This window comes from Methyloversatilis sp., from assembly GCF_030696805.1.
In the GTDB taxonomy this organism is placed as follows: domain Bacteria; phylum Pseudomonadota; class Gammaproteobacteria; order Burkholderiales; family Rhodocyclaceae; genus Methyloversatilis.
Genome location: NZ_JAUYRO010000041.1, coordinates 58,162 through 78,272 on the forward strand (window position 1 = coordinate 58,162; position 20,111 = coordinate 78,272).

The window sequence follows — 20,111 nt, forward strand, 5'->3', positions numbered from 1 at the left end:
CTCCGAGGAGATCGTCCATGAGCACATTCAGAAATCCGTTCGACGCCAACGTGAAACTCAGCGGCTGCTCGTGCGGGCGTCACCACAGCCAGGCCGAACACGAACAGGCGGAACTGCTGTCGGAAGAAGCCATGCTCGACCGCGTGGTCGAAGGCGCGGTGATGCGCGCGCTGTTCCCGCACGATGAAACGCGCCGCAATTTCATCCGCGCCGTCGGCACCAGTACGGCGATGGCGGCGATCTCCACCTTCCTGCCGCTGGGCACCGTGAAGGACGCCTTCGCCTCGCCCGGCCCGCTTGAAAAGACCAGGCTCAAGGTGGGCTTCATTCCCATCACCTGCGCCACGCCCATCATCATGGCGCACCCGCTGGGCTACTACTCGAAGCAGGGTCTCGACGTGGAAGTGGTGAAGACCGCCGGCTGGGCGGTGATCCGCGACAAGTCGCTGGCGAAGGAATACGACGCCGCCCACATGCTGTCGCCGATGCCGCTGGCGATTTCGGTCGGCGCCGGCTCCAACCCCATCCCCTGGACGATGCCGGCGGTCGAGAACATCAACGGCCAGGCCATCACGCTGGCCGTGAAGCACAAGGACAAGCGCGACCCGAAGATGTGGAAGGGCTTCAAGTTCGCCGTGCCGTTCGACTACTCGATGCACAACTACCTGCTGCGCTACTACCTGGCCGAGCACGGCATCGACCCGGACACCGACGTGCAGATCCGCTCGGTGCCGCCGCCCGAAATGGTGGCCAATCTGCGCGCCGGCAACATCGACGGCTTCCTCGCGCCCGACCCGGTGAACCAGCGTGCGGTGTATGACGGCGTGGGCTTCATCCACGTGCTGACGAAAGACATCTGGGAAGGCCACCCGTGCTGCGCCTTTGCCGCCAGCAAGGAATTCGTTACCACGATGCCCAACACCTACAAGGCCCTGCTGCGCGCCGTCATCAGCGCCACCGCCACGGCCAGCAACCCGGCCAACCGCAAGCAGATCGCCGAAGCGATCGCGCCGGCCAACTACCTGAACCAGCCGGTCACCGTGGTCGAACAGGTGCTCACCGGCACCTACGCCGACGGTCTCGGCGGCATCCAGAAGGTACCGGGCCGCATCGGCTTCGAGCCCTTCCCGTGGGAATCCTTCGCCGTATGGATCCTGACGCAGATGAAGCGCTGGGGCCAGATCAAGGGCGACATCGACTACCAGAAGATCGCCAAGGAAGTGTTCCTCGCCACCGATGCCGCGGCGCTGATGAAGGAAGTGGGCCTGCCGGTGCCGACCAGCACGACCAAGAAGTTCTCGGTCATGAAGAAGGAATTCGATCCGGCCAAGCCGGAGGAATACCTGAACAGCTTCAAGATCCGGAAGGTATCTGCATGACACGCAACAAACCCTGGCTGGCACCGCTGCTGTCGGCGCTCTTTTTCGCGCTGTTCGTCGGCGTGTGGTATCTCGCGACCTCGACCACGGCGGCCCCGGTCGCCGGGCCGGCGGTTGATCCCGAGTACGCCGCGCTGCTCGGCGCGGAAGCGGCGACCGGCGGCCAGTCGGCCATGCCCGGCCCGGGCGAGGTGGCAGCCAAGATCTGGGAACACGTGACGGACCCGTTCTACGATCGCGGCACCAACGACAAGGGCCTCGGCATACAGATCGGCTATTCGATCGCCCGCGTGCTCGCCGGCTATCTGCTGGCGGCGCTGGTGGCGATACCGCTCGGCTTTTTGATCGGCATGTCGCCGCTGGTCTACAAGGCGCTCGACCCCTTCATCCAGATCCTGAAGCCCATCTCGCCGCTGGCCTGGATGCCGCTTGCGCTCTACACCATCAAGGACTCGGGCATTTCCGCCATCTTCGTCATCTTCATCTGCTCGCTGTGGCCGATGCTGGTGAATACCGCGTTCGGCGTTGCGTCCGTCCGGCGCGAATGGCTGAACGTGGCGCGCACGCTCGAAGTGAAACCGATCCGCCGCGCCTTCCTGGTGATCTTGCCGGCCGCTGCACCGACCATCCTCACCGGCATGCGCATTTCCATCGGCATCGCCTGGCTGGTCATCGTCGCGGCCGAAATGCTGGTCGGCGGCACCGGCATCGGCTACTTCGTGTGGAACGAGTGGAACAACCTCTCCATCACCAACATCATCACCGCCATCCTGCTGATCGGGCTGGTCGGCATGCTGCTCGACCACCTGCTGGCCTGGGTCGCGCGCGCCATTTCGTGGAGAGAGTGACCATGGAAAAACTCTTTGTGGAGCGCCCCCAATGACCCAGCCCTTCCTGAAGATCGAAGGCCTGAAACGGCAGTTTCCGCAGGCCGGCCAGCCGGATCCCGATCCGGTGTTCGAAGACGTGCATTTCGGCATCGAACGCGGCCAGTTCGTCTGCGTGCTCGGCCACTCCGGCTGCGGCAAGACGACCATCCTGAACATCCTCGCCGGTCTGGATGAAGCCACCGCCGGCCACGTCATCATGGACGGCCGCGAAGTGCGCGGCCCGTCACTCGACCGCGGCGTGGTGTTCCAGAGCCACGCGCTGATGCCCTGGCTCAGCGCGCTGAAGAACGTCGAATTCGCCGTGCGCAGCCGTCACCCGGAATGGACGCGCGAACAGGCGCGCGCGCACGCGGTGAAGTATCTAGAAATGGTGCATCTGGGCCACGCCATCGACAAGAAGCCGGCCGAGTTGTCCGGCGGCATGAAGCAGCGCGTCGGCATCGCCCGCGCGTTCTCGATCGAACCCAAGATGCTGCTGCTCGACGAACCGTTTGGCGCGCTCGACGCGCTCACCCGCGGCAGCATCCAGAGCGAACTGATCGGAATCGTCGAAGCCACAAAGCAGACCGTGTTCATGATCACCCACGACGTGGACGAAGCCATCCTGCTGGCCGACCGCATCGTGCTGATGACCAACGGCCCGCGCGCCAAGATCGCCGAAATCGTCGTCAACCCGATGCCCCGGCCGCGCGACCGCGAAACCCTGCATCAGCAGCCGGAGTTCTATCCGCTGCGCAACCACCTGGTCGACTTCCTCGTGAAGCGCTCGCGCGCCTTCGCGCCCGGTGCCGACTGGGACCCGAAAAACCCGCCCCTCGTGTACCCCGGCGCCCCCGCCCGCGCGGCCGCCTGACCCACCCTCAACCATCCAAAGGAGAAGCACATGAAACGCGAAGACGTCACCGACCTCATCGTCGAAGCCAAGGTTGCCAAGGGCCTGAAGTGGGCCGACATCGCCAGCGCCATCGGCCTCAGCAAGGAATGGGTCACCGCCGGCCTGCTCGGCCAGATGACCTTCACCGCCGAACAGGCCGGCATCATCGGCAAGATGCTCGACCTCCCGGCCGACGCCGTCACCCAGCTCCAAGTCGTGCCCTACAAGGGCTCGCTGCCCACCTCCGTCCCGACCGACCCGCTGATCTACCGCTTCTACGAACTGATCAACGTGTACGGCACCACCTTCAAAGCCCTCATCCACGAAGAATTCGGCGACGGCATCATGAGCGCCATCGACTTCAGCATGGACATCCAGCGCCAGGCTGATCCCAAGGGCGATCGCGTCAACGTGGTGCTCTCGGGCAAGTTCCTGCCCTACAAAACCTATTAAGTTCTCAGTAGTGCGGCGGTAACTCGTCGCGTGGATTTCGCAGCACCGGCGCGCTGCCTTCGGGCAGCTGCTGGCGCAAACCCATGACTTCGCGCAGCAGCAGATCGATCTGCTGCTGTTGGCGGTAGATCGTCTGGTTCAGCTGGTCCAGCAGGTCTTCCGCGTAACTGGCCTTGATCTCCAGTTCGGTCAGGCGGGCATCGGTGTTGGCGGGGGTGTCCATGCCGCTATTGGATCACCGTTCCGTCGAGGGGTGCCGCCTGGCGGGCCAGCCAGTCCTCGATGGGCATGGGGCGGGCCAGGTAGTAGCCCTGCATGGCATCGCAGCCGTGCTCGACCAGGAAGTCCGACTGGCTGCGCGTCTCCACTCCCTCGGCCACCAGCTTCAGGCCCAGGCTGACGGCCACCGAGAAGATCAGCTTGACGATGGCGGTGTCGGTGGGATCGGCGGGTGCACCGTCAATGAAGCTCTTGTCGATCTTCAGTTCATACAGCGGCATGCGCTTGAGGTAATTCAGGCTGGAGTAGCCGGTGCCAAAGTCATCGATGGAGAAACGGATGCCCAGCGCCACCAGCTCCTGCATGCGCGCGATGGCGCCGTCCACATCTTCGATGAGCATGCCCTCGGTCACCTCCAGGATGATCTCGCTGGCCTGCGCCTGATTCTCAGCCAGGATGGCGGCAACCCGTTGAACGAAATCGGTCTGGCGGAACTGGCGCGGGCTGACGTTGACGGAGATCGGCGTTGCTTTTCCCAGTGCCTGCAGCCGCACCGAGGTCAGGCACGCCTGCTTGAGCGCCCACTCCCCCAACTCGACGATCAGCCCCATCTCCTCCGCCAGCGGAATGAACTCCGAGGGCGGAACATGGCCGAGCGCCGGGTGGTGCCAGCGCATGAGCAGCTCGGCGCCCGTGGCCTGACCATGGCGGTCGAACTGGGGTTGCAGCACCATCCGCAGCTCATTGCGCGCCAGGGCGTGCGACAGCGCTTCCTCGGTGGCGATGCGCTTCTCCACCACCGCCTGCATGGCGGCTTCGAAGAAGGCGACCTGGTTGCGCCCGGCCTCCTTGGCGCGGTACATCGCGGTGTCGGCCTCGCGCAGCAGGTCGCTGCTGGTCTGTCCCGCCTTGTCGATCAGGGTGACGCCGATGCTGGCGCTGCAGCGATAGCTGCGGCCGTCGATCTCGATCGAGCGGCGCAGTTCGTCGCGGACCTTTTCGGCGATGCGCATGGCCAGACGGGCGCTATCGGCCACTTCGGGCGCGAGCTCGGTGATCAGGACCACGAACTCGTCGCCACCCAGGCGCGCCACCGTGTCCTCGGCGCGGAACATGGCCTGCAGGCGCTGGGCGACCTGCTGCAGCAGCTGGTCGCCCACGGCATGACCGCGTGCGTCGTTGATGTTCTTGAAGTGGTCCAGGTCGATGAAGAGCAGCGCGCCCTCGACGCCGCTGCGTGCTCGCGCAGCCACCGCCTGCTGCAGCCGGTCCAGCATGAGCCGCCGGTTGGGCAACTGGGTCAGCGGATCGTAGAAGGCCAGGTTTCTGATCTCGTCCTCGGCCGCCTTGCGTTCGGTGATGTCCACCAGGGTGCCCACGTAGTTGACCACCGTACCGTCCGGGCTGTGGACCGAGGTGATGGTCAGCCACTGGGGATGGACGGAGCCGTCCTTGCACCGCACCCGCAACTCACCGTGCCAGGACGCGTCTTTCGCAACTGAATTCCACAGTTCGCGCATGAAGGCTTCGTCGTGCTGGTTCGACGGCAGCAGCAGATCGGGTTGCGCGCCGACGGCATCGGCTGCCGCGTAGCCGGTGATCTCGGTGAAAGCCCGGTTGACCTTGAGGATGACCCGCGAGGCATCGGTCACGAAGATGCCTTCCTGCGATTCGAAGGCGGTGGCGGCGATCAGCAGCTCTTCCTGCGCCTGCTTGCTCTGGGTGATGTCGCGATGGATGCCGAACAGGCCCACTGCCCGGCCTTCGGCATCCAGGATGGGCCATTTGCTGGTGCTGACCCAACGCAGCTCGCCCTGGCCGTTACGGCGCTGCCGGGGCTGCTCCAGCAGCGGCTGGCCGGTCGCCATCACGCGCTGGTCTTCGGCGTCCACAACGCGACCCTCCTCGGCCGTGAAGATCTCGCCGGTCGACTTGCCGATCAGCTCGCGCCAGCTGTCGTGCCCCAGGCTTTTCGCCATGGACTGGCTGCAGAACAGCATGCGCGACTGTGCGTCCTTTGAAAACAGCTGGTCGGTGGTGTTGTCCAGCAGGGTGGAGAAGTCGCGGTTGAGCTTTTCCAGCGCGCGGGTGCGTTCCGCGACCCGCTCCTCCAGCGATTCGTTGAGCAGCCGCGTGCGCTTGAATTCGGCGGTGAGCGAGTCTGCCATGGCCTGCAGATTGGTCACCAGCGTGTTGGTTTCGATCATGCTGCCGCGCGGCCATGTCACTGCGCTGCCTGCCGCCAGCTTGGCCGGCAGGTCCAGGGTGATCTCGCGCAGGGATTCGATGGTGGCGGCGATGCGCCGGCTGAAGAGTTCCGCCACGAGGGCCGCCAGCAGCAGCATGGCCAGCAGGAGGCCCATCCGCTTGGCGGCGGACTGGCTGAGCATGCGCTGGATCGGCGCGATCGGCTGCTCCAGCAGAAGCCGCCATTCGGCCAGGTCCCCCACCCACGTCTCGCTCACGTAGGTGGACTGGCGCCAGCGGTCGTAAAGATGGCGGGTATTTGGCAGCTCCGGCATCCACTGGCTGACCCGCTCGTCCAGCCGGGTGAGTTCGCCCGGCCCGCGTACATAGGGCTTGCCCGCGGCCTGGTCCGGGCGGTTGCTCAGGATGACGGCGCCGTTCTTGTCGATCAGCGTGTAGAGAATTTGTTTCTCGGCCGTGTCGTTGTTGATGAGCTCGGCCAGCTGCCCCAAATTCAGCACGCCGGCCACCGCACCCTGGTAGCGCCCCTGGACCAGCACCGGCGCGAGGATGACGGTGATCGGGTTGGGTGTGGGGCCCAGACGCCCCTGCACGACCTCCGACAGCATGGGCCGCAAGGTCTGCCGCAGCACCGGGTAATAGGGGCGATCGGAAAAGTCCACACCGATGGCAGACTTGCCAGAAGCGTCGCGTGGTGGCGAATAAGCCGAGGTGCGGAAGTTCGCATCCAGCAGCCCCAGGCGCAGGAAGTTGGGGTCCGAAGCGCGCGCCTGTTCAAGCCGCCGCTGCATGAGCGCCGGCGCCTCCATGGCTGCCACCTCTGCCAGGGTGGTGACGGCGAGGGTGCGGTTATGGACCCACAGGTCGAGCTGCCCGCTCAGGCGCTGGCTTTCCTGGCCAAGGTCCATGCGCGCGCTCTCCTGGGCGTTTTTCAGCTCATGGCTGCTGTCGTAGGCCAGCAGCAGGAGCATGGGCGTGAGCACCGCCAGCACGAAGGCGTTCTGCAGCACCTCCCTGAACGTGACCAGGACCCGTCCGCTGTAGCGTGCATAGCCCGTGTAGATCAGCCGGGCCAGCAGGGCGTTGCTGATGCCGTTGACCGCCTGTTTGGCCATGGTGACCAGGGCGCTGTCCAGCGCCAGGTTCATCACCTGGTGGTAGAACAGGTAGACCAGCGGCATGCCGATCAGCAGCCAGTAGACCGATACGGCCAGCACCAGGCTGATGCGCAGGCGCTGCATCAGCACGGCGGCGAACCAGAGCTCGGCCGTCATGATGACGATGGCGTAGGGATGGCGCCAGATCCACCAGGTGACGCTGCTGATCAGCAGCGCGGCCAGCACACCGCGCGCGGTACCAAAAAACTGCAGCGCCAGGATCGAGAAGATGCTGCCGAAAAGGAATTCGACGTTCAGGAAGATCGGGTACTTGAGATAGTTCCCGGCCAACCCGGCGCCCAGCAAGGCCAGATACAGCATCCACCGGGACCCGGGCCTCGCATCAGCCGTGGCTGGAAATAATGGTTTCATACCTTGCCGAATTCGCGGCCCGCATCTGCAAGCAGACCTGTGAAGGCCCCGAGGGGCCTTGCTTGACAGAGCCTGGACGGCAGCGCGACCTTGTCTTTACAGGTCACCAAGACGAGCGCTTATTAGTGACCGATGTTGTCCCTGACTCTCGACGGCAGTCTAATGGGAATAGCAGCTCGTCGGGCCATGCCCTGACGATTTCCGGGTCAATTCATGCCTCCCAGGCCGACCCGGATGCCCCAACGCTGCGCCTCGCCCCTGCATCCATCGGTCGCGTCTGTTGTGGCCGCAAGACAAGCCACCTCAAGCGATGCATTAAGTTCCTCCCCTAAGCTGCTTGCTGGCCATGGTGTGCACGTAACAGACTGATTTCTCAGGGTTTTTCGCTGGGATTTCGTGCCGCGTTGAGGCCGCGCAGCCGCACAATAGGCCCAGATTTGCGACATCACCAGCACACCCACAGAGAGGCCGCAACACCATGTTCAGCACCTGGAAAAAATTCGCCGCACGTCCCCAGCCCGTCGAGATGGTCGAGGCGGTGCCGGTACTGAACCGCTCGACGGCCTACCGCCGTTTCCTGCGCTCGGTGTACCAGGCGCCGGCCCGCCTCAACCTGGCGGGCTATATGCGCGAGGTCCAGGTGCTCGATGTGTCCCTCAAGGGCGCGCTGGTCGACATGGGCGCGGCCTTGCCCTGCCCCCTGGGCGCGCGAGGCCGCTTGCGCCTGCTGCTCTCGCCCACCGTCTTCATCGCGATGGACGTGGCGGTGACGCGTGTGCACGGTACCCAGCTGGGCCTGCAGTGCCTGCACATCGACCTGGACAGCGTCACCCACCTGCGTCAGCTGATCGAGCGCAACTCCCAGGACCCCACCCTGCTGGCCCGCGAACTCTCGGTGCTGGTCGGCGCGGCAGCCTGAGCCGCTCAGCCGCGCAGCCGTCTTTGCGATCGCCCGGCGGACGATCCCGGTCTCAGGCGTAGGTGATCCAGCTGGCCAGCTCCGGCCGGTCCAGGTGTGGCAGCGTGTTGTAGCTCAGCAGGCTATGGCGCTTCGGGTTGTAGGTGAACTCGCTCACCGCGCTGTTGCGGATGCGCAGATTGAGCTCGATGATGGTCTCGGGCGTGGTGCCCAGCACGTGACCCACGGCGGTGGCGATCGGCCCCCCGCTGGAAACGATCAGCACGTTGCCTTCGAAGTTCTTGCGCACATGGTCCAGCGCCCCGGTCACGCCGGCCAGGAAGTCGCTGTAGCTGGGCATGCCGCGCGGGCTCACCACGCCATCCATCCACTGGCGCAGGCCGTCGCGCAGCAGGCGGAAATGGTGGCGGTACAACTCGGGGGTGTCGGGATTTTGCAGCGGCTGCGGGTGGATGGCCGCGATCACCGCCTCGCTGTCGTACTCATTCAGGCCTTTGAGCGCCTGCACATCGTTGGCATAGCCGGCTCCCTGCGCAATACCTTCCCAGGTCTGCGCATGGCGGCGCAGGGTGCCGGTGAGCACGGCTTCGAAACTGATGCCACGCTCACGCCAGTACTGTCCCAGGCGCTCACTCTGCTGGCGGCCTAGTTCACTGAGCTGGTCGTAGTCGGCAGCGCCGAAGGAGGCCTGGCCATGGCGCACGAGGTAGAGGGTTCCCATGGCGTGATTGTGGCCAGTCCGGCGCGATGCGCTTGTCACCGCGGCGACGGATGCTATGAATTCAGGAGCAAATCTCGACGATCCCTTTCGGGGTCTGCAGCCGGGCCCGCAACTGCGCCGGGCCGGTCTGCACGGCCACACCCGGCAGGTCCAGCGCGCGACAGGCTGCCGCCAGCGTGTCGGCCTGCGGGTGCTGCAGCGTCAGCGACGACAGCGTCACCCCGCTGGCCGGCATGCTTGCAGCCGGGTGCACCGCGCCCCACTGGATCAGGGTGGGCAAGGCCCCGTCAAAAAGGCGCTGGCCGTCTGCGCGCAACGTGATCTGCCATTGCAGCAGGCCTTGCGGGGTAGGGCGCGAAGCGGCGATGACCTCGCCGCGCTCGATGCCCAGCGCCTGCAGCGCGGCCACGGCGGCATGGGCGTCCGGCACGCGCGACACCCAGTGCGTCAGCTGCGGTCCATTGCGGCGCAGGCGGTCCTGCAGGCCCGGGTCGTCCATGTCGAACCAGCGGCGGCGCGCCGGTGGCGGCCCAGCAGGATCCATCGCGATGATCTCGAAGTAGGCCAGCGGGTAGGTCGGGCTGGCGATGCTGAAGAGGCGGTTGTGTGTGCCCATGAAGGCATGCTGGCCGCCGGGCCCGGGCGTCACGCCCAGCGTGGCCTCGCACCAGGCCACGCCTTCGTCCAGTGAGGAAGCGATCACCACCAGATGATCGAGCGCCGCGCTCACAACAAGACGGTTCCTGTGATGCAGGTCTGCACCTGCCCACCCACCCAGACCTGTCCCTGTGCATCACGCTCCAGCAGCACGCGCCCGGCGCGACCCAGGCAGCTGCCCTGCGCGGCCACGTAGCGCGCGGGCAGCCGGCCCTCGGCCATCAGCCACTGCGCCAGGCTCGCGTTGAGGCTGCCTGTCACCGGGTCTTCGTTGACACCCACGGGCGCAGCGAAGGCGCGCACCTCCAGGTCCGGCGCGGCCAGCTGCGGCGCATCGGCCGCGTGTTCGGCAAAGGCGCGGGTTTCTCGGCTGCTGCGGGCGATCAATTGCACCGCGCCGCTGTCCTGCATGAGCGCGGCCACGCCCACCTTCTGGCCGAGCTCGCGCAGGCGCTGGTGGTCGGGCGCCAGCGCCAGCACCGTGTCCACGCTGTCCAGCAGCAGGCCCAGCCAGGACGGGCCGTTGTCCAGCACTTGCGCGGCCAGGATGTGCTGCGGCGTGATGCCCAGGGCCTGTGTGATCTGGGTCAGCAGTTCGGGCGCGGGCGTGCTGCGCGTGAGTGGTGGTGCGGCAAAGGCCAGCTGCTGGCCGGCGCGGCGGATGCTGACCAGGCCCACGGCGCATTCCTGCACGATTAGGTCTTTGCTTGTCGGCACACCACCGGCTTCCAGCCAGGCGTGGCAGCTGCCCAGGGTGGGATGGCCGGCAAAAGGCAGCTCGCCGCCGGGCGTGAAGATGCGCACCCGGTAGTCGGCGCCGGCCTGCGTGGGCGGCAACAGGAAAGTGGTTTCGGACAGATTGGTCCAGTGCGCGAAGCGCTGCATCTCTTCATCCGTCAAGCCCTTGCCGTCCAGCACCACGGCCAGCGGGTTGCCCCGGTAGGGCGTGGCGGTGAAGACGTCGACCTGCTTATAGGGGCGTTGCAGGTGGCTCATGTCGTGTGCGCCCGGATCACGGCGGCCAGGGCAGCCACGCCGCGTTCGATCTCTTCCTCGCTGGCCGTCACAAAAGACAGGCGCAGGGTGCGCGGGTCCGGCGCGCCGGCGTAGAAGGCAGCGCCCGGCACGTAGGCCACACCGCGCGCCACGGCCTTCGGCAGCAGGGCCGTGGCATCCAAGCCCGCGGGCAGGCGGGCCCAGAGGAACATGCCGCCCACGGGCCGGTTCCAGCTCACCTCCGGGGGCATGTGCCGGCTCAGCGCCGCCAGCATGGCATCGCGCTGCGCCTTGTAGAGCGCGCGGATGCGCGGCACGTGGCGGTCCAGGAAACCGTCTTTCATCACCTCGGCCACCACACGCTGGTTGAAACCCGGGCTGTGCAGGTCGGCCGCCTGCTTGGCCTGCAGCAGCTTGGGGAACACTTCCTTGGGCGCGACCAGATAACCCAGGCGCAGGCTGGGTGCGAGCACCTTGGAGAAGGAGCCGAGATAAATGCAGCCCTGCGGGTTGCGCGCCGTCAGCGGCGCCGGGGGCGGCTGGTCGAACCAGAGTTCGCCATAGGGGTTGTCCTCCAGCAGCGGCAGGGACAGTTCGGCTGCCGTGCTGCTGAGTGCGGCGCGCCGGGCCTCGCTCATCATGCGGCCGCTGGGGTTCTGGAAGTTGGGCAGCACGTAGAGGAAACGCGCAGGTGTGCCCGCGGCCTGCGCCTGGCGCAGCGCGGCGATGTCCACGCCTTCGTCGTCGCTGGCCACGCTAAGCACTTGCGGCTCCATGGGCGCGAAGGCCTGCAGGGCGCCCAGGTAGGTGGGCGTCTCCACCAGGATGCGGCTGCCGGTGTCGATCAGCACCTTGGCCGCGAGGTCCAGGCCCTGCTGCGAGCCGGTGGTGATGAGCACCTGCGCCGGGTCCACGTTCCAGGGCAGGGATGCCGCCACCATCTCGCGCAGCGGGCCATAGCCTTCGCTGGCCGCGTACTGCAGCGCGGCGTTGGCGTCGTCGCGCAGCACGCGCGCGCAGGCCTGCTCGAACTCGGCAACCGGAAAAGTCTTGGGCGAGGGCAGGCCGCCGGCGAAGCTGATGATGCCCGGCTGCTCGGTGAGCTTGAGCAGTTCGCGCAGCACCGAAGGGTTCATCAGCGCGGCGCGCCCGGAGAGCACCCAGGGCGAGGTGGTGGGGCTGCGGTTTGTCATGGGGTGCTTCTTTCTTGGGCAGGGGCTCGGGCCGTATCGACCGGCATTTTGCGCCCGGCGAAGACCACGGCAATGACGGCCAGGCCGAAGCCTACCGTCACAGCATCGAGGGTCTCGCCCAGCAGCGGCACGGCGAAAAGCATGGAGACGAAGGGTTGGAGCAATTGCAGCTGGCTCACGCGCACCGTGCCGCCCCAGGCCAGGCCGCGGTACCACGCAAAAAACCCCAGCCACATGGAGAACACCGCCACGTAGGCAAAGCCGCCCCAGGCCGCGGCCGAGACGGGCGTGCTGGGCCAGCTCCATATCGTCAGCGGCAAGGTCAGCGGCAGGGACAGCAGCAGCGCCCAGCAGATCACCTGCTCGGCCGGCATGTGCTGCGCAAGGCGTGCGCCGTAGCCATAGCCCACGGCGGCACACAGCATGCCCAGCAGCAAAAGCGCATCGGCCGGGTGCAGCGTGAGCCCCGCGCTGCCCGAGCGCAGCACGGCATAGCCCACCACCAGCGCGGTGCCGGCCAGGGCGCAGAGCCAGAAACCCTTAGAGGGCCGCTGCCGCTGCAGCGCCGCGCCCACGGCGGCGGTGGCCAGCGGCAGCACGCCCACGATGACGCTGGCGTGCACGGCTTCCACATGCCGCATCGCGACGGAGGTGCAGATGGGAAAACCGAAGACCACACCGAGCGCCACCAGGGCCAGAGGCTTCCAGTCGGCACGGCGTGGCAGCGGGGCGCGCACCGCCAGCAGGAAGAGCCCCGAGAGCACCGCTGCCACCACAGCCCGCCCTACGGCAATGTACAGGCCATTGAGTTGCGGAGCCTCGGGCGTGCCCGTGGCCAGGCGGGTCATGGGCAGGGTCAGGGCGAAGATCAAGACACCCAGCAGCCCGAGCCAGAGGCCGCGGCGCTGGATGGATTCAGGTGCGAGGGGTCGGTCAGACATCGCACCGACTTTACCGTGCAGCGGCGCGCGCTGAAGGTTTCTCATGAACGGATCGCCTTGACGGAAGGGAGGTGCTTCTGTCGAATACAAAGTCTGCTTGAAGGCAAGCTTGGAAGCGGCGGAGCAGAGAAGGTGATGTGAAATGTGAGGCCTGACCCCAAGGGCACGCGTGAGGCTTGGCCACCGCTCTGTCTTCATGTGTAAGGTGAAAAATCATTGGCCATGAACACACCGAGATGTCAATGCCCCTTTTGGGGGAATGACCAACAGCCTACTCTCTTGATAACCTGAATTTGCATCGATCTTGATGCATTTGATTTCCAAGGGATTCCAGTGAAAAAAATATCTACTCTCGCGCTTGCTTGCTTGGCCGCTTTTGCAGCAAATGCTCAAACCGCCGCGTCATCCAACCAGCAAGGCGCTTTCGCCGAGGCTTCGGTTGGCACGACTACGTTCAAGTTCGATGCGCCCGCGGGCTTTAGCAAGAAAGACAATGACAGCAGTTTTAGCCTGGTTGGTGGTTATATGTTTAACCCGAACATCGGAGTGGAGGCTGGCTACCTGGATATGGGCAAGGCTTCGATCTCAGCAAGCGGATCGGGTTCGGGCACCTTGTACGGCAAGTCCCTGACGTATAACGGAACTCTTGGTGTCGAGGCTAAGGCAACCGGATTTTTGGTTGGCGTTAGGGGCGTACTCCCCGTATCGGAGCAATTTAGTGTCAGCGCCCGCGCAGGCCTTCTGAACTGGACCACCGACGCTACGGCCAAGGTCTCGGGCACGGGAACCTATGACGGCACGGCCTTCTCCGCGTCTGCATCAGCCAAAAAGAGCTACAGCGGCACGGACGCGTATGTCGGCATCCGTGGCAGCTACTCGTTCACCAAGCAAATCTCTGCTGGTATCGGGTACACACAATACCGCTTGGGTGGTGATGTCAGCACCGACGCGAGCAACGTCGACATCAACGTCGCATATCGCTTTTAAGCTTTCACTCCAAGGGTAGAAATTGGGCCCTTCGGGGCCCTTTTTTATAGCTGTCTTTGGTTGGATAACAGGATGACTGATCACTCATCGCCCGGAGTCGCTGGCACATCAGGGGCCAGGCGCATGAACCGGTCAAAATCGCTGCGGTTTGCCTTTGTCGCTTCGGACTTCAGATAGTCCAGTGTCATCACCGAAGCCATCTTTTCTGACACGGCAGCGGCAATGAACTGGTTCACCGAGATGTCGTCGCGCTCGGCCAGTTCGCGCACCTTCTGATGCACGGAGTTGGGAAGTCGGACAGTCAATGCGGTCATGATGATTTACTCCTCAGCAATGTCAAAAATTCTCCCGGCGTGATGGCTCTCACCTTCAGCTCCGGGGCGCGCTTGAAGTCTTTCACGTTGTGCGTCACGATGTACTGGCTGCCGGAAGCCACCGCGCACTCCAGAACCATGTCGTCATCGGGATCGCGCAAGAACGGTCGCCACAGGAAATGCACATCCTGCAGGTGCGCAATCGAAGCCAGGTAGCGCAGGAAACCAACAGCCAGTTCGGCATTGGCTCCGGGTGGCCAGTGCTCCTCCCGGGTCAGGACGGATTGCCACTCCGTGTAAAGCGCAACCGTCAGCGCAATCTCAAACTGACTGCTCGGCAGCATCGACAACAGGCGAAAGCTCGCCCCATGGCGGGAACGGGCAGCAGCCACCAAGACGGATGTATCCAGAATGACTCTCAAAGTGCGTAGGCCGGTAATAGTGGTTGCGCCAGTGATACCAAATTATATCCCTCCCCTTGGGTCACGCAAGTCGCAAAAGGCGCTGTATCCAATCGACGTGTCAGCCCTACCCGCAGTCTGCGGCAGCTCTCAGACGGCCAGCAGACAACCCCGAATTCCTGTGGTAACTCAGGCCGGCAGGGCGCCCAGCGTGCGCAGCAGGGCGCGGTTCACGTCTTCGGGGGCGTAGCCATAGCTCTCGGTGAGCAGGCGCGTGGTGCGGGTATCTGCCAGTTCGAGCGCGCGCGCCAGCTGCAGGGCCGGGTGGTAGGGGCCGCTGTGCTCCAGCAGGGCCTGCAGGATGCGCTGCGACAGGGGCAGCCGCTGGAGCGCCGTGGCCAGTGGCTCGCCCAGCAGGCGGTCGAGCTGCGAGAACAGGCCGCACAGATGGACTTCGCGGCGCAGGTCTTCCTCGTCGCCGGCGTCGAGCAGGTGCTCCAGCAGGCGGGCGCGGATGACCATGCCCAGGCGCACGGGCAGCAGGGCGGGCTCGCTGGCGGCTTGCGGCAGCTGGGCCAGCAGCCAGGCCTGCACGTGCTGCAGGCCCCAGACCTGCAGGCCGCGCTGCAGGGTGTCGATCTCCCCGCGCAGCTGAGGCGCCGTGGTGTTGACGTGCTGCAGGAAGCGGTAGGCCAGCACCGGGTCGGCGCAGAGCAGGGTCTCGATGCGGTCCAGGTCGGCGTCGTCGTCGATGGCGCGTACCACGCGGCTGATGGCCGTGCGGTCGGGCTGCCGGGCCTGGGCGGGCAGGCTGTGCAGCACATCCTCGACGGGCCAGCCGGCAAGGGCCCAGGCGGCGTGCTGGTCGAGTGCGGCGTCGGTTTGCGTCCGGTGGCCGCTGCCCAGCACGATCTGCCCCGGGAACAGGGCTGCCTGCGCGGTGTCCGTGAGGTACACGCTTGGGCGCTGGGTCGTCGGTGTGGCAGGGGCGGGCAGGCGGCCCGGCCAGAGCAGGGGCAGGCCGCGTGCCTGCGCCTGCTGCGCGCGCGGGCGCAGCACTGCGTCGGTTTGCACCTCGGGCGGCAGCACCAGCCAGGGCCCGTCGGCGCGGCCGTGCGCCAGCAGGTCGAGCAGCAGCAGGGGATGGCCCACACGCAGCAGCAGCTGGGGCGCACGCGTTGGCCAGAGTTCGGCCAGCGTGGCCAGCAGGTGGCGGGCATCGATGCCACCGGTCTCGGGCAGGGGGTCGGCGTGCAGCTCGACCGCGGCGATCTCGCGCCGGCGGTTCCAGAGCAGGCGGTAGCCGAGGGTGAGCTGGTCCAGGACGGAGTCGCTCATGCTGTGCCTTGCAGGAAGTGGGAAAGGGCGTGGGCGCGTCAGCCCAGGTAGTTGAACAGCGACAGGCGCTGGATCTGGGCGTAGGTCTGCAGGGCCGCGTCGTAGCCGGTCTGCTGGTTCTGGAACTCGGAGATGCCCTTGATCATGTCGATGTCTTCGGCGCGCGAACGATCGGCCTGCAACTGGATGGTCTTGTCCTCCTGGTTGCCGTCGATGATGTCGGCGCGCTTGAGCAGCTCGCCCGCGACGCCGCGGGCCGACTGGATGCGGTCCATGCCGCTGTCGATCTGCGCCAGCGACAGCGATGTGCTCTGCGCCAGCAGATGGCCGTTGGACTTCTTGTCGATGCCGGCGATGGCTGCGTCCATCACGGCAAAGAGGTCGCTGCGCGTGCTGGGGGCGATCGCCACGGTGTCGCCGTTGACGGGCACGCCGCGCGCGATGAAGGACAGGCCGTCGAACTGGATGTCCTGTCCGTCCACATAGGGCCGGGCCGCCGGCAGCACCGGGGTTGAGGTGGTGGTGTTGAGCACATCGTAGGTGGTCACCGGTGGCGTGGTCGCCGTCACGGTGAAGGTGATGGTGTAGTTGTCGCCCGTCAGCGCGCTGGGGTTGAGAATCTGGCCGACGTCGGTCCAGAGCTGACCGGTGTTGGCACCTCCCAGGCTGAGGTTGAAGACCCCGTTGCCGGTGGGCACGTTCATCCAGACGGCCTGGCCGTCCAGGGCCGAGGGGATGCCCACCGTGGTGCTGGCGCGCTGGCCGGGAATGCCGTTGAAGGTCACGCCGCTGGTCACGTCGGTGAAGGGGTTGCTGGCGCTGCCCAGGCCGCCGAACAGCGGGACGCCATTGCTGTCCTGTTTGTTGGCGTAGGTGAAGATCTGGTCGCGCAGGCTGCGCATTTCCTGGGCAATGCTGCTGCGGTTGACTGAGGTGAGGGCCCCGTCGCCGGCGTTGATGACCAGCTCGCGAAAGCGTTGCAGCAGGTCCAGGCCGTCGCCCAGGGTGGCCTCGGCCGCGGACATGGAGTTGCGCTGCAGGTTCAGGGCGCGCTGCTCGACATCGACGCGGGTCAGGCGCGTCATGGCGCGCTCGGCCTGCGCGGCGCCGGTGGGGTCGTCGCTGGGGCGCACGACCTTCTTGCCGGCGGACAGCTTGTCCTGCAGGTCGGCCAGGCCGGCCTGGCGGCTGGTCAGGTTGGAGCGTGCGAGGTCGTAGGTGTTGGCGGTGCCGAGTCTCATGCTTCAGTCCTTCCGGCGCTCATCTTCAGCGGCCCAGATTCTGGATCAGGGTGTCAAACAGGTTCTGCGCGACCTGCATCATCTTGCCCGCGGCCTGGTAGGCCTGCTGGTACTGGATCATGCGTGCGGCCTCTTCGTCGAGATTGACGCCGGATACCGCCGTGCGGTCCTTCTCGAGGTTGGTGGCGATGTTGGTGGATACCTTGGCGGCCGACTGGGCGCTCTGCACGCGGGTGCCGATCAGCGCAATCGCGCTGGCATAGCCGTCGGTCAGCGGGCCGCCGTCGAACAGGGCGAGGTCACGCAGATTGAGCATGGCCTCGGCGTTGCTGGCGTTGATCTGCGGGTAGAGATTGGGGCCGACGGCAAAGGTGTCGCCAGCCTGCGGCACGCCCTTGAGCGTGAGCGACCAACCGCTGTTGGCCGGCGGGAGCGGCACCGTGGTCCGGTCATCGTAGTCGATGGCCTGGCCCGGCACGTAGGTGTAGCTAACCGAGTTTGCCGGCACATCGTCGGAGCGGGTGAAGTTGCCCGCGCCGGTGAAGGTCAGCGTCACCGTGGCGGGCGTCGGTACCGTGCGCACAGCCAGGTTCTGAACCGTCAGGGTCCCGGCGTTGGCGATGCCGGCGCTGGCGCCGGCCGGGCTGGCCATGGCCAGGCCCTTGGGCGAGGCAAAGGCGGTGGTGATGCTGTTGGCGGCGGTGCTGAAGGGCTTGAGCACGAAACGGTCGCCGGCGTTGGCGGCACCGCCACCGAGCGTGATATTCAGACCATCGATGGCTACCACCTGAGTCGCTGGCAAGGCTGGAAACGTGAAGGCGGTCTGCACGCCGTCGGCCAGGCGCGTGATGGTGCCGGCCGTCGCGCCGCTGAAGTTGAGTTCGTAGTCGGAGGCGACGAAGGCGGGCGCACCGCTCGGATTCGTCTGTACGGCCAGGGCGAGCGTGGCGGTGCCCGTGTTGTCGGTGGATGGGAAGCCGCCGGGCAGGGCCGCCAGATTGAAGAGCGCCGTGCCGGCATTGCCGTTGAGATCCAGTCCCAGGGTCTGCTGCTCGTTCATCTTGGTACCGATGGCCAATGCCATGCGGCCCAGCAGGTTGCCGGCCTCCACCAGGTCATTGTTCTGGAAACGCAGCAGGCCGCTGATCTCGCCACCGCCCAGCATCGATTCGTCCAGCGTGTTCGTGGTGCCGGCAATGGTGATGGCCAGCTTGGCCTTGGAGGGGTTGTTGAAGTCGTCGTTGACGATGGACACCTTCGATACGGTGGTGCCCAGCACGAGCGGCTGGCTGCTGGCAATGAACACGCCGACCGTACCGTCGTCGGCCCGGATGTTGGTGGTCTGGACGTATTTGTTCAGATCCCGGATGAGCTGGTCGCGCTGGTCGAGCAGGTCGTTGGGGCTCTGGCCGGTGCCCAGGGCGCGTGCAATCTCCCCGTTGGCCTTGGCGATCTGGTTGGCGAGGCTGTTGATGGCGATCGCGTCGGTCTTGAGCTGCTCCAGGGTTCCGATCTTGAGCTGGTTGATCTGGGTCTCGAGATCGCGGAAGCGGGACGCCACCTCATCGGCGCGGGTCAGCACGACCGAACGCGCCGTCAGGTCGGTCGGTGCGCTGACGATGTCCGAAAACGCATTGAGCATGTCGCTGACCGAGGCGCCCAGGCCGTTGGTGCCGGTCTGGAACAGGTCCTCCAGCTGGGTCAGCTTGTCCAGACGCGTCGCGTCGCCCGATTCGATGGATTGCGCAATCGCAGCCTGTCGGGTCAGGAAGTCGCTGTAGGTGCGCGTGACGGTCAGTACTTCCACACCCTTGCCGAAATAGCCGCTGCCGGTGAACTGGCCCGGGACGTTCTGCAGCACCGCGCTCTGGCGCGAGTAGCCCGGGGTGTTGACGTTGGCAATGTTGTTGCTGACGGTCTGCAGGGAGGCCTGGTTGGCCTGCAGTGCGAGCACGCCGATGTTCAGAATACTGCTCATGGCGGCTGACCTCAGCTTTGTGCACGCTGCACTTGCAGCGTGGTGTTGATGGCGCGGCTTAGCTTGCTCGCGTAGTCGGGGTCGGTGGCGTAGCCGGCGTCCTGCAGGCCCTCGGACCAGCCCTGCACCGAGCCGGTCTGCTGGCGGGCCTGTGCATAACGCGGGCTGTTCGAGATCAGTTGGGCGAAGTCGCGAAAGGACTCGGCGTGCGAGTCGTAGGCGCGAAAGCGTGCCAGGGTCTTTTGCGGCTGACCGTCGACGTATTCCGTCGTGGTGACCTCGGCGACCTTGCCCTTCCAGCCGGCACCGGCCTTGATGCCGAAGAGGTTGTGCGAGGGGCTGCCGTCCTTCATGAGGATCTCGCGCCGGCCCCAGCCGCTTTCATGTCCGGCCTGGCCCAGCAGGTAGCTCGCGGGCAGGCCGCTGCTGCGCTGCACGTCCTGCGCGGCAGCGCCGTGCTGCTGCACGAAATCGCGTGCGGCCGCTGGTGCCGGCACCGTGGGGGCGGCAGCGGCTGGCGCCGTGCTCGCGTCGGGCTTGGCCTGGTCCTTCATGCTCATCTGCTGCATCAGCTGACGGGCGATCACTTCGGACAGTCCGCCGGGCTGGCCGGCCATCTGCACCGCGAACTGCTGGTCCAGCAGGTCGCTGCCCAGGTCGCTGCCGGGGTTGTCCAGCATGCCGCTTTTCATGCTGGCCGTGGCATCGCGCATGCTCTTGAGCAGCTCGCGCATGAAGAGCGCCTCGAACTGCTTGGCGGTTTCCTTGATGGCCTCGGGCGTGGCCTGGCCGGCCTGGAACTTCAGGCGGTTCAGGCTGGCGCCATCGGCGGCCAGCGACTGCGACATGGGGTTGAGCGTGCCGGACTGCATC

19 protein-coding genes are annotated in these 20,111 nt (G+C 65.9%); 6 read left to right on the top strand and 13 right to left on the bottom strand.

The features are described from left to right. Positions 1 to 17: 17 nt before the first annotated feature. From Q8R75_RS07020 to cynS, 4 genes are read left to right on the top strand one after another with little or no spacing between them, the layout of a single operon-like run. The gene (locus Q8R75_RS07020; RefSeq protein ID WP_305626855.1) at positions 18 to 1,379 is read left to right on the top strand and encodes a CmpA/NrtA family ABC transporter substrate-binding protein; all 1,362 of its coding nucleotides are present in this window, start codon (positions 18 to 20) and stop codon (positions 1,377 to 1,379) included. Next, on the top strand, positions 1,376 to 2,227 hold the full coding sequence (gene ntrB, locus Q8R75_RS07025; protein ID WP_305612787.1) for a nitrate ABC transporter permease: 852 nt from the start codon (positions 1,376 to 1,378) through the stop codon (positions 2,225 to 2,227). The genes Q8R75_RS07020 and ntrB overlap by 4 nt, the downstream gene beginning before the upstream one ends. A 31-nt stretch (positions 2,228 to 2,258) precedes the next feature. Then, complete coding sequence (locus tag Q8R75_RS07030) at positions 2,259 to 3,122, top strand: ABC transporter ATP-binding protein (protein ID WP_305612789.1); 864 nt, start codon at positions 2,259 to 2,261, stop codon at positions 3,120 to 3,122. 30 nt (positions 3,123 to 3,152) lie between these two features. Beyond that, the gene (gene cynS / locus Q8R75_RS07035) at positions 3,153 to 3,596 is read left to right on the top strand and encodes a cyanase (protein WP_305663554.1); all 444 of its coding nucleotides are present in this window, start codon (positions 3,153 to 3,155) and stop codon (positions 3,594 to 3,596) included. A gap of 4 nt (positions 3,597 to 3,600) precedes the next feature. Here the strand turns inward: cynS and Q8R75_RS07040 are convergent, their stop codons facing one another. Together Q8R75_RS07040 and Q8R75_RS07045 are read right to left on the bottom strand one after the other, a co-directional pair. Then, on the bottom strand, positions 3,601 to 3,819 hold the full coding sequence (locus Q8R75_RS07040; protein WP_305663555.1) for a SlyX family protein: 219 nt from the start codon (positions 3,817 to 3,819) through the stop codon (positions 3,601 to 3,603). 4 nt (positions 3,820 to 3,823) lie between these two features. After that, positions 3,824 to 7,501 (bottom strand): EAL domain-containing protein, encoded by a 3,678-nt coding sequence (locus tag Q8R75_RS07045; protein ID WP_305663556.1) that lies wholly within the window; start codon positions 7,499 to 7,501, stop codon positions 3,824 to 3,826. 529 nt (positions 7,502 to 8,030) lie between these two features. On the opposite strand from Q8R75_RS07045, the gene Q8R75_RS07050 reads away from it, so the two are divergent. Continuing rightward, positions 8,031 to 8,471, top strand: a complete 441-nt coding sequence (locus Q8R75_RS07050) for a PilZ domain-containing protein (RefSeq protein ID WP_305663557.1) — start codon at positions 8,031 to 8,033, stop codon at positions 8,469 to 8,471. Between the two features lie 52 nt (positions 8,472 to 8,523). Here Q8R75_RS07050 and Q8R75_RS07055 read toward each other — a convergent pair whose 3' ends face one another. From Q8R75_RS07055 to Q8R75_RS07075, 5 genes are all read right to left on the bottom strand, one after another. Then, positions 8,524 to 9,192, bottom strand: a complete 669-nt coding sequence (locus Q8R75_RS07055) for a histidine phosphatase family protein (protein ID WP_305663558.1) — start codon at positions 9,190 to 9,192, stop codon at positions 8,524 to 8,526. 61 nt (positions 9,193 to 9,253) lie between these two features. Then, positions 9,254 to 9,922, bottom strand: coding sequence for a VOC family protein (locus Q8R75_RS07060; protein WP_305663559.1), 669 nt, complete (start codon positions 9,920 to 9,922; stop codon positions 9,254 to 9,256). After that, the gene (locus Q8R75_RS07065) at positions 9,919 to 10,845 is read right to left on the bottom strand and encodes a PhzF family phenazine biosynthesis protein (RefSeq protein WP_305663560.1); all 927 of its coding nucleotides are present in this window, start codon (positions 10,843 to 10,845) and stop codon (positions 9,919 to 9,921) included. Before Q8R75_RS07065 ends, Q8R75_RS07060 begins: the two co-directional genes overlap by 4 nt. Continuing rightward, the gene (locus tag Q8R75_RS07070) at positions 10,842 to 12,038 is read right to left on the bottom strand and encodes a PLP-dependent aminotransferase family protein (protein ID WP_305663561.1); all 1,197 of its coding nucleotides are present in this window, start codon (positions 12,036 to 12,038) and stop codon (positions 10,842 to 10,844) included. The genes Q8R75_RS07065 and Q8R75_RS07070 overlap by 4 nt, the downstream gene beginning before the upstream one ends. Then, positions 12,035 to 13,024: a DMT family transporter gene (locus tag Q8R75_RS07075; RefSeq protein ID WP_305663562.1), complete on the bottom strand. Its 990-nt coding sequence runs from the start codon at positions 13,022 to 13,024 to the stop codon at positions 12,035 to 12,037. Before Q8R75_RS07075 ends, Q8R75_RS07070 begins: the two co-directional genes overlap by 4 nt. A gap of 288 nt (positions 13,025 to 13,312) precedes the next feature. Here Q8R75_RS07075 and Q8R75_RS07080 point away from each other — a divergent pair, with 288 nt between their 5' ends. Then, positions 13,313 to 13,966 (top strand): outer membrane beta-barrel protein, encoded by a 654-nt coding sequence (locus Q8R75_RS07080; protein WP_305663563.1) that lies wholly within the window; start codon positions 13,313 to 13,315, stop codon positions 13,964 to 13,966. Positions 13,967 to 14,046: 80 nt separating this feature from the next. Here the strand turns inward: Q8R75_RS07080 and Q8R75_RS07085 are convergent, their stop codons facing one another. From Q8R75_RS07085 to flgJ, 6 genes are all read right to left on the bottom strand, one after another. Further along, positions 14,047 to 14,280: a toxin-antitoxin system HicB family antitoxin gene (locus tag Q8R75_RS07085; RefSeq protein WP_305663564.1), complete on the bottom strand. Its 234-nt coding sequence runs from the start codon at positions 14,278 to 14,280 to the stop codon at positions 14,047 to 14,049. Then, positions 14,277 to 14,702 (bottom strand): putative toxin-antitoxin system toxin component, PIN family, encoded by a 426-nt coding sequence (locus Q8R75_RS07090; protein WP_305663565.1) that lies wholly within the window; start codon positions 14,700 to 14,702, stop codon positions 14,277 to 14,279. The genes Q8R75_RS07085 and Q8R75_RS07090 overlap by 4 nt, the downstream gene beginning before the upstream one ends. Before the next feature lie 168 nt (positions 14,703 to 14,870). Further along, a complete protein-coding gene (locus Q8R75_RS07095) occupies positions 14,871 to 16,019 on the bottom strand; it encodes an HDOD domain-containing protein (protein WP_305663566.1) in 1,149 nt (382 codons plus the stop codon). Between the two features lie 38 nt (positions 16,020 to 16,057). Further along, entirely contained in the window at positions 16,058 to 17,260 is a 1,203-nt protein-coding gene (flgL, locus tag Q8R75_RS07100; RefSeq protein WP_305663567.1) for a flagellar hook-associated protein FlgL, read from the bottom strand. 25 nt (positions 17,261 to 17,285) lie between these two features. Next, complete coding sequence (flgK, locus tag Q8R75_RS07105) at positions 17,286 to 19,238, bottom strand: flagellar hook-associated protein FlgK (protein WP_305663568.1); 1,953 nt, start codon at positions 19,236 to 19,238, stop codon at positions 17,286 to 17,288. Positions 19,239 to 19,249: 11 nt separating this feature from the next. Continuing rightward, the gene (gene flgJ / locus Q8R75_RS07110) at positions 19,250 to 20,110 is read right to left on the bottom strand and encodes a flagellar assembly peptidoglycan hydrolase FlgJ (RefSeq protein WP_305663569.1); all 861 of its coding nucleotides are present in this window, start codon (positions 20,108 to 20,110) and stop codon (positions 19,250 to 19,252) included. Position 20,111 lies beyond the last annotated feature (1 nt).

Excerpts from the sequence above, each read along its gene's own strand:
- Q8R75_RS07020 (WP_305626855.1), top strand. The coding sequence starts at position 18 with ATGAGCACATTCAGAAATCCGTTCGACGCCAACGTGAAACTCAGCGGC.
- ntrB (WP_305612787.1), top strand. The coding sequence starts at position 1,376 with ATGACACGCAACAAACCCTGGCTGGCACCGCTGCTGTCGGCGCTCTTT.
- Q8R75_RS07030 (WP_305612789.1), top strand. The coding sequence starts at position 2,259 with ATGACCCAGCCCTTCCTGAAGATCGAAGGCCTGAAACGGCAGTTTCCG.
- cynS (WP_305663554.1), top strand. The coding sequence starts at position 3,153 with ATGAAACGCGAAGACGTCACCGACCTCATCGTCGAAGCCAAGGTTGCC.
- Q8R75_RS07040 (WP_305663555.1), bottom strand. The coding sequence starts at position 3,819 with ATGGACACCCCCGCCAACACCGATGCCCGCCTGACCGAACTGGAGATC.
- Q8R75_RS07045 (WP_305663556.1), bottom strand. The coding sequence starts at position 7,501 with ATGCTGTATCTGGCCTTGCTGGGCGCCGGGTTGGCCGGGAACTATCTC.
- Q8R75_RS07050 (WP_305663557.1), top strand. The coding sequence starts at position 8,031 with ATGTTCAGCACCTGGAAAAAATTCGCCGCACGTCCCCAGCCCGTCGAG.
- Q8R75_RS07055 (WP_305663558.1), bottom strand. The coding sequence starts at position 9,192 with ATGGGAACCCTCTACCTCGTGCGCCATGGCCAGGCCTCCTTCGGCGCT.
- Q8R75_RS07065 (WP_305663560.1), bottom strand. The coding sequence starts at position 10,845 with ATGAGCCACCTGCAACGCCCCTATAAGCAGGTCGACGTCTTCACCGCC.
- Q8R75_RS07070 (WP_305663561.1), bottom strand. The coding sequence starts at position 12,038 with ATGACAAACCGCAGCCCCACCACCTCGCCCTGGGTGCTCTCCGGGCGC.
- Q8R75_RS07075 (WP_305663562.1), bottom strand. The coding sequence starts at position 13,024 with ATGAGAAACCTTCAGCGCGCGCCGCTGCACGGTAAAGTCGGTGCGATG.
- Q8R75_RS07085 (WP_305663564.1), bottom strand. The coding sequence starts at position 14,280 with ATGACCGCATTGACTGTCCGACTTCCCAACTCCGTGCATCAGAAGGTG.
- Q8R75_RS07095 (WP_305663566.1), bottom strand. The coding sequence starts at position 16,019 with ATGAGCGACTCCGTCCTGGACCAGCTCACCCTCGGCTACCGCCTGCTC.
- flgL (WP_305663567.1), bottom strand. The coding sequence starts at position 17,260 with ATGAGACTCGGCACCGCCAACACCTACGACCTCGCACGCTCCAACCTG.
- flgK (WP_305663568.1), bottom strand. The coding sequence starts at position 19,238 with ATGAGCAGTATTCTGAACATCGGCGTGCTCGCACTGCAGGCCAACCAG.
- flgJ (WP_305663569.1), bottom strand. The coding sequence starts at position 20,110 with ATGCAGTCCGGCACGCTCAACCCCATGTCGCAGTCGCTGGCCGCCGAT.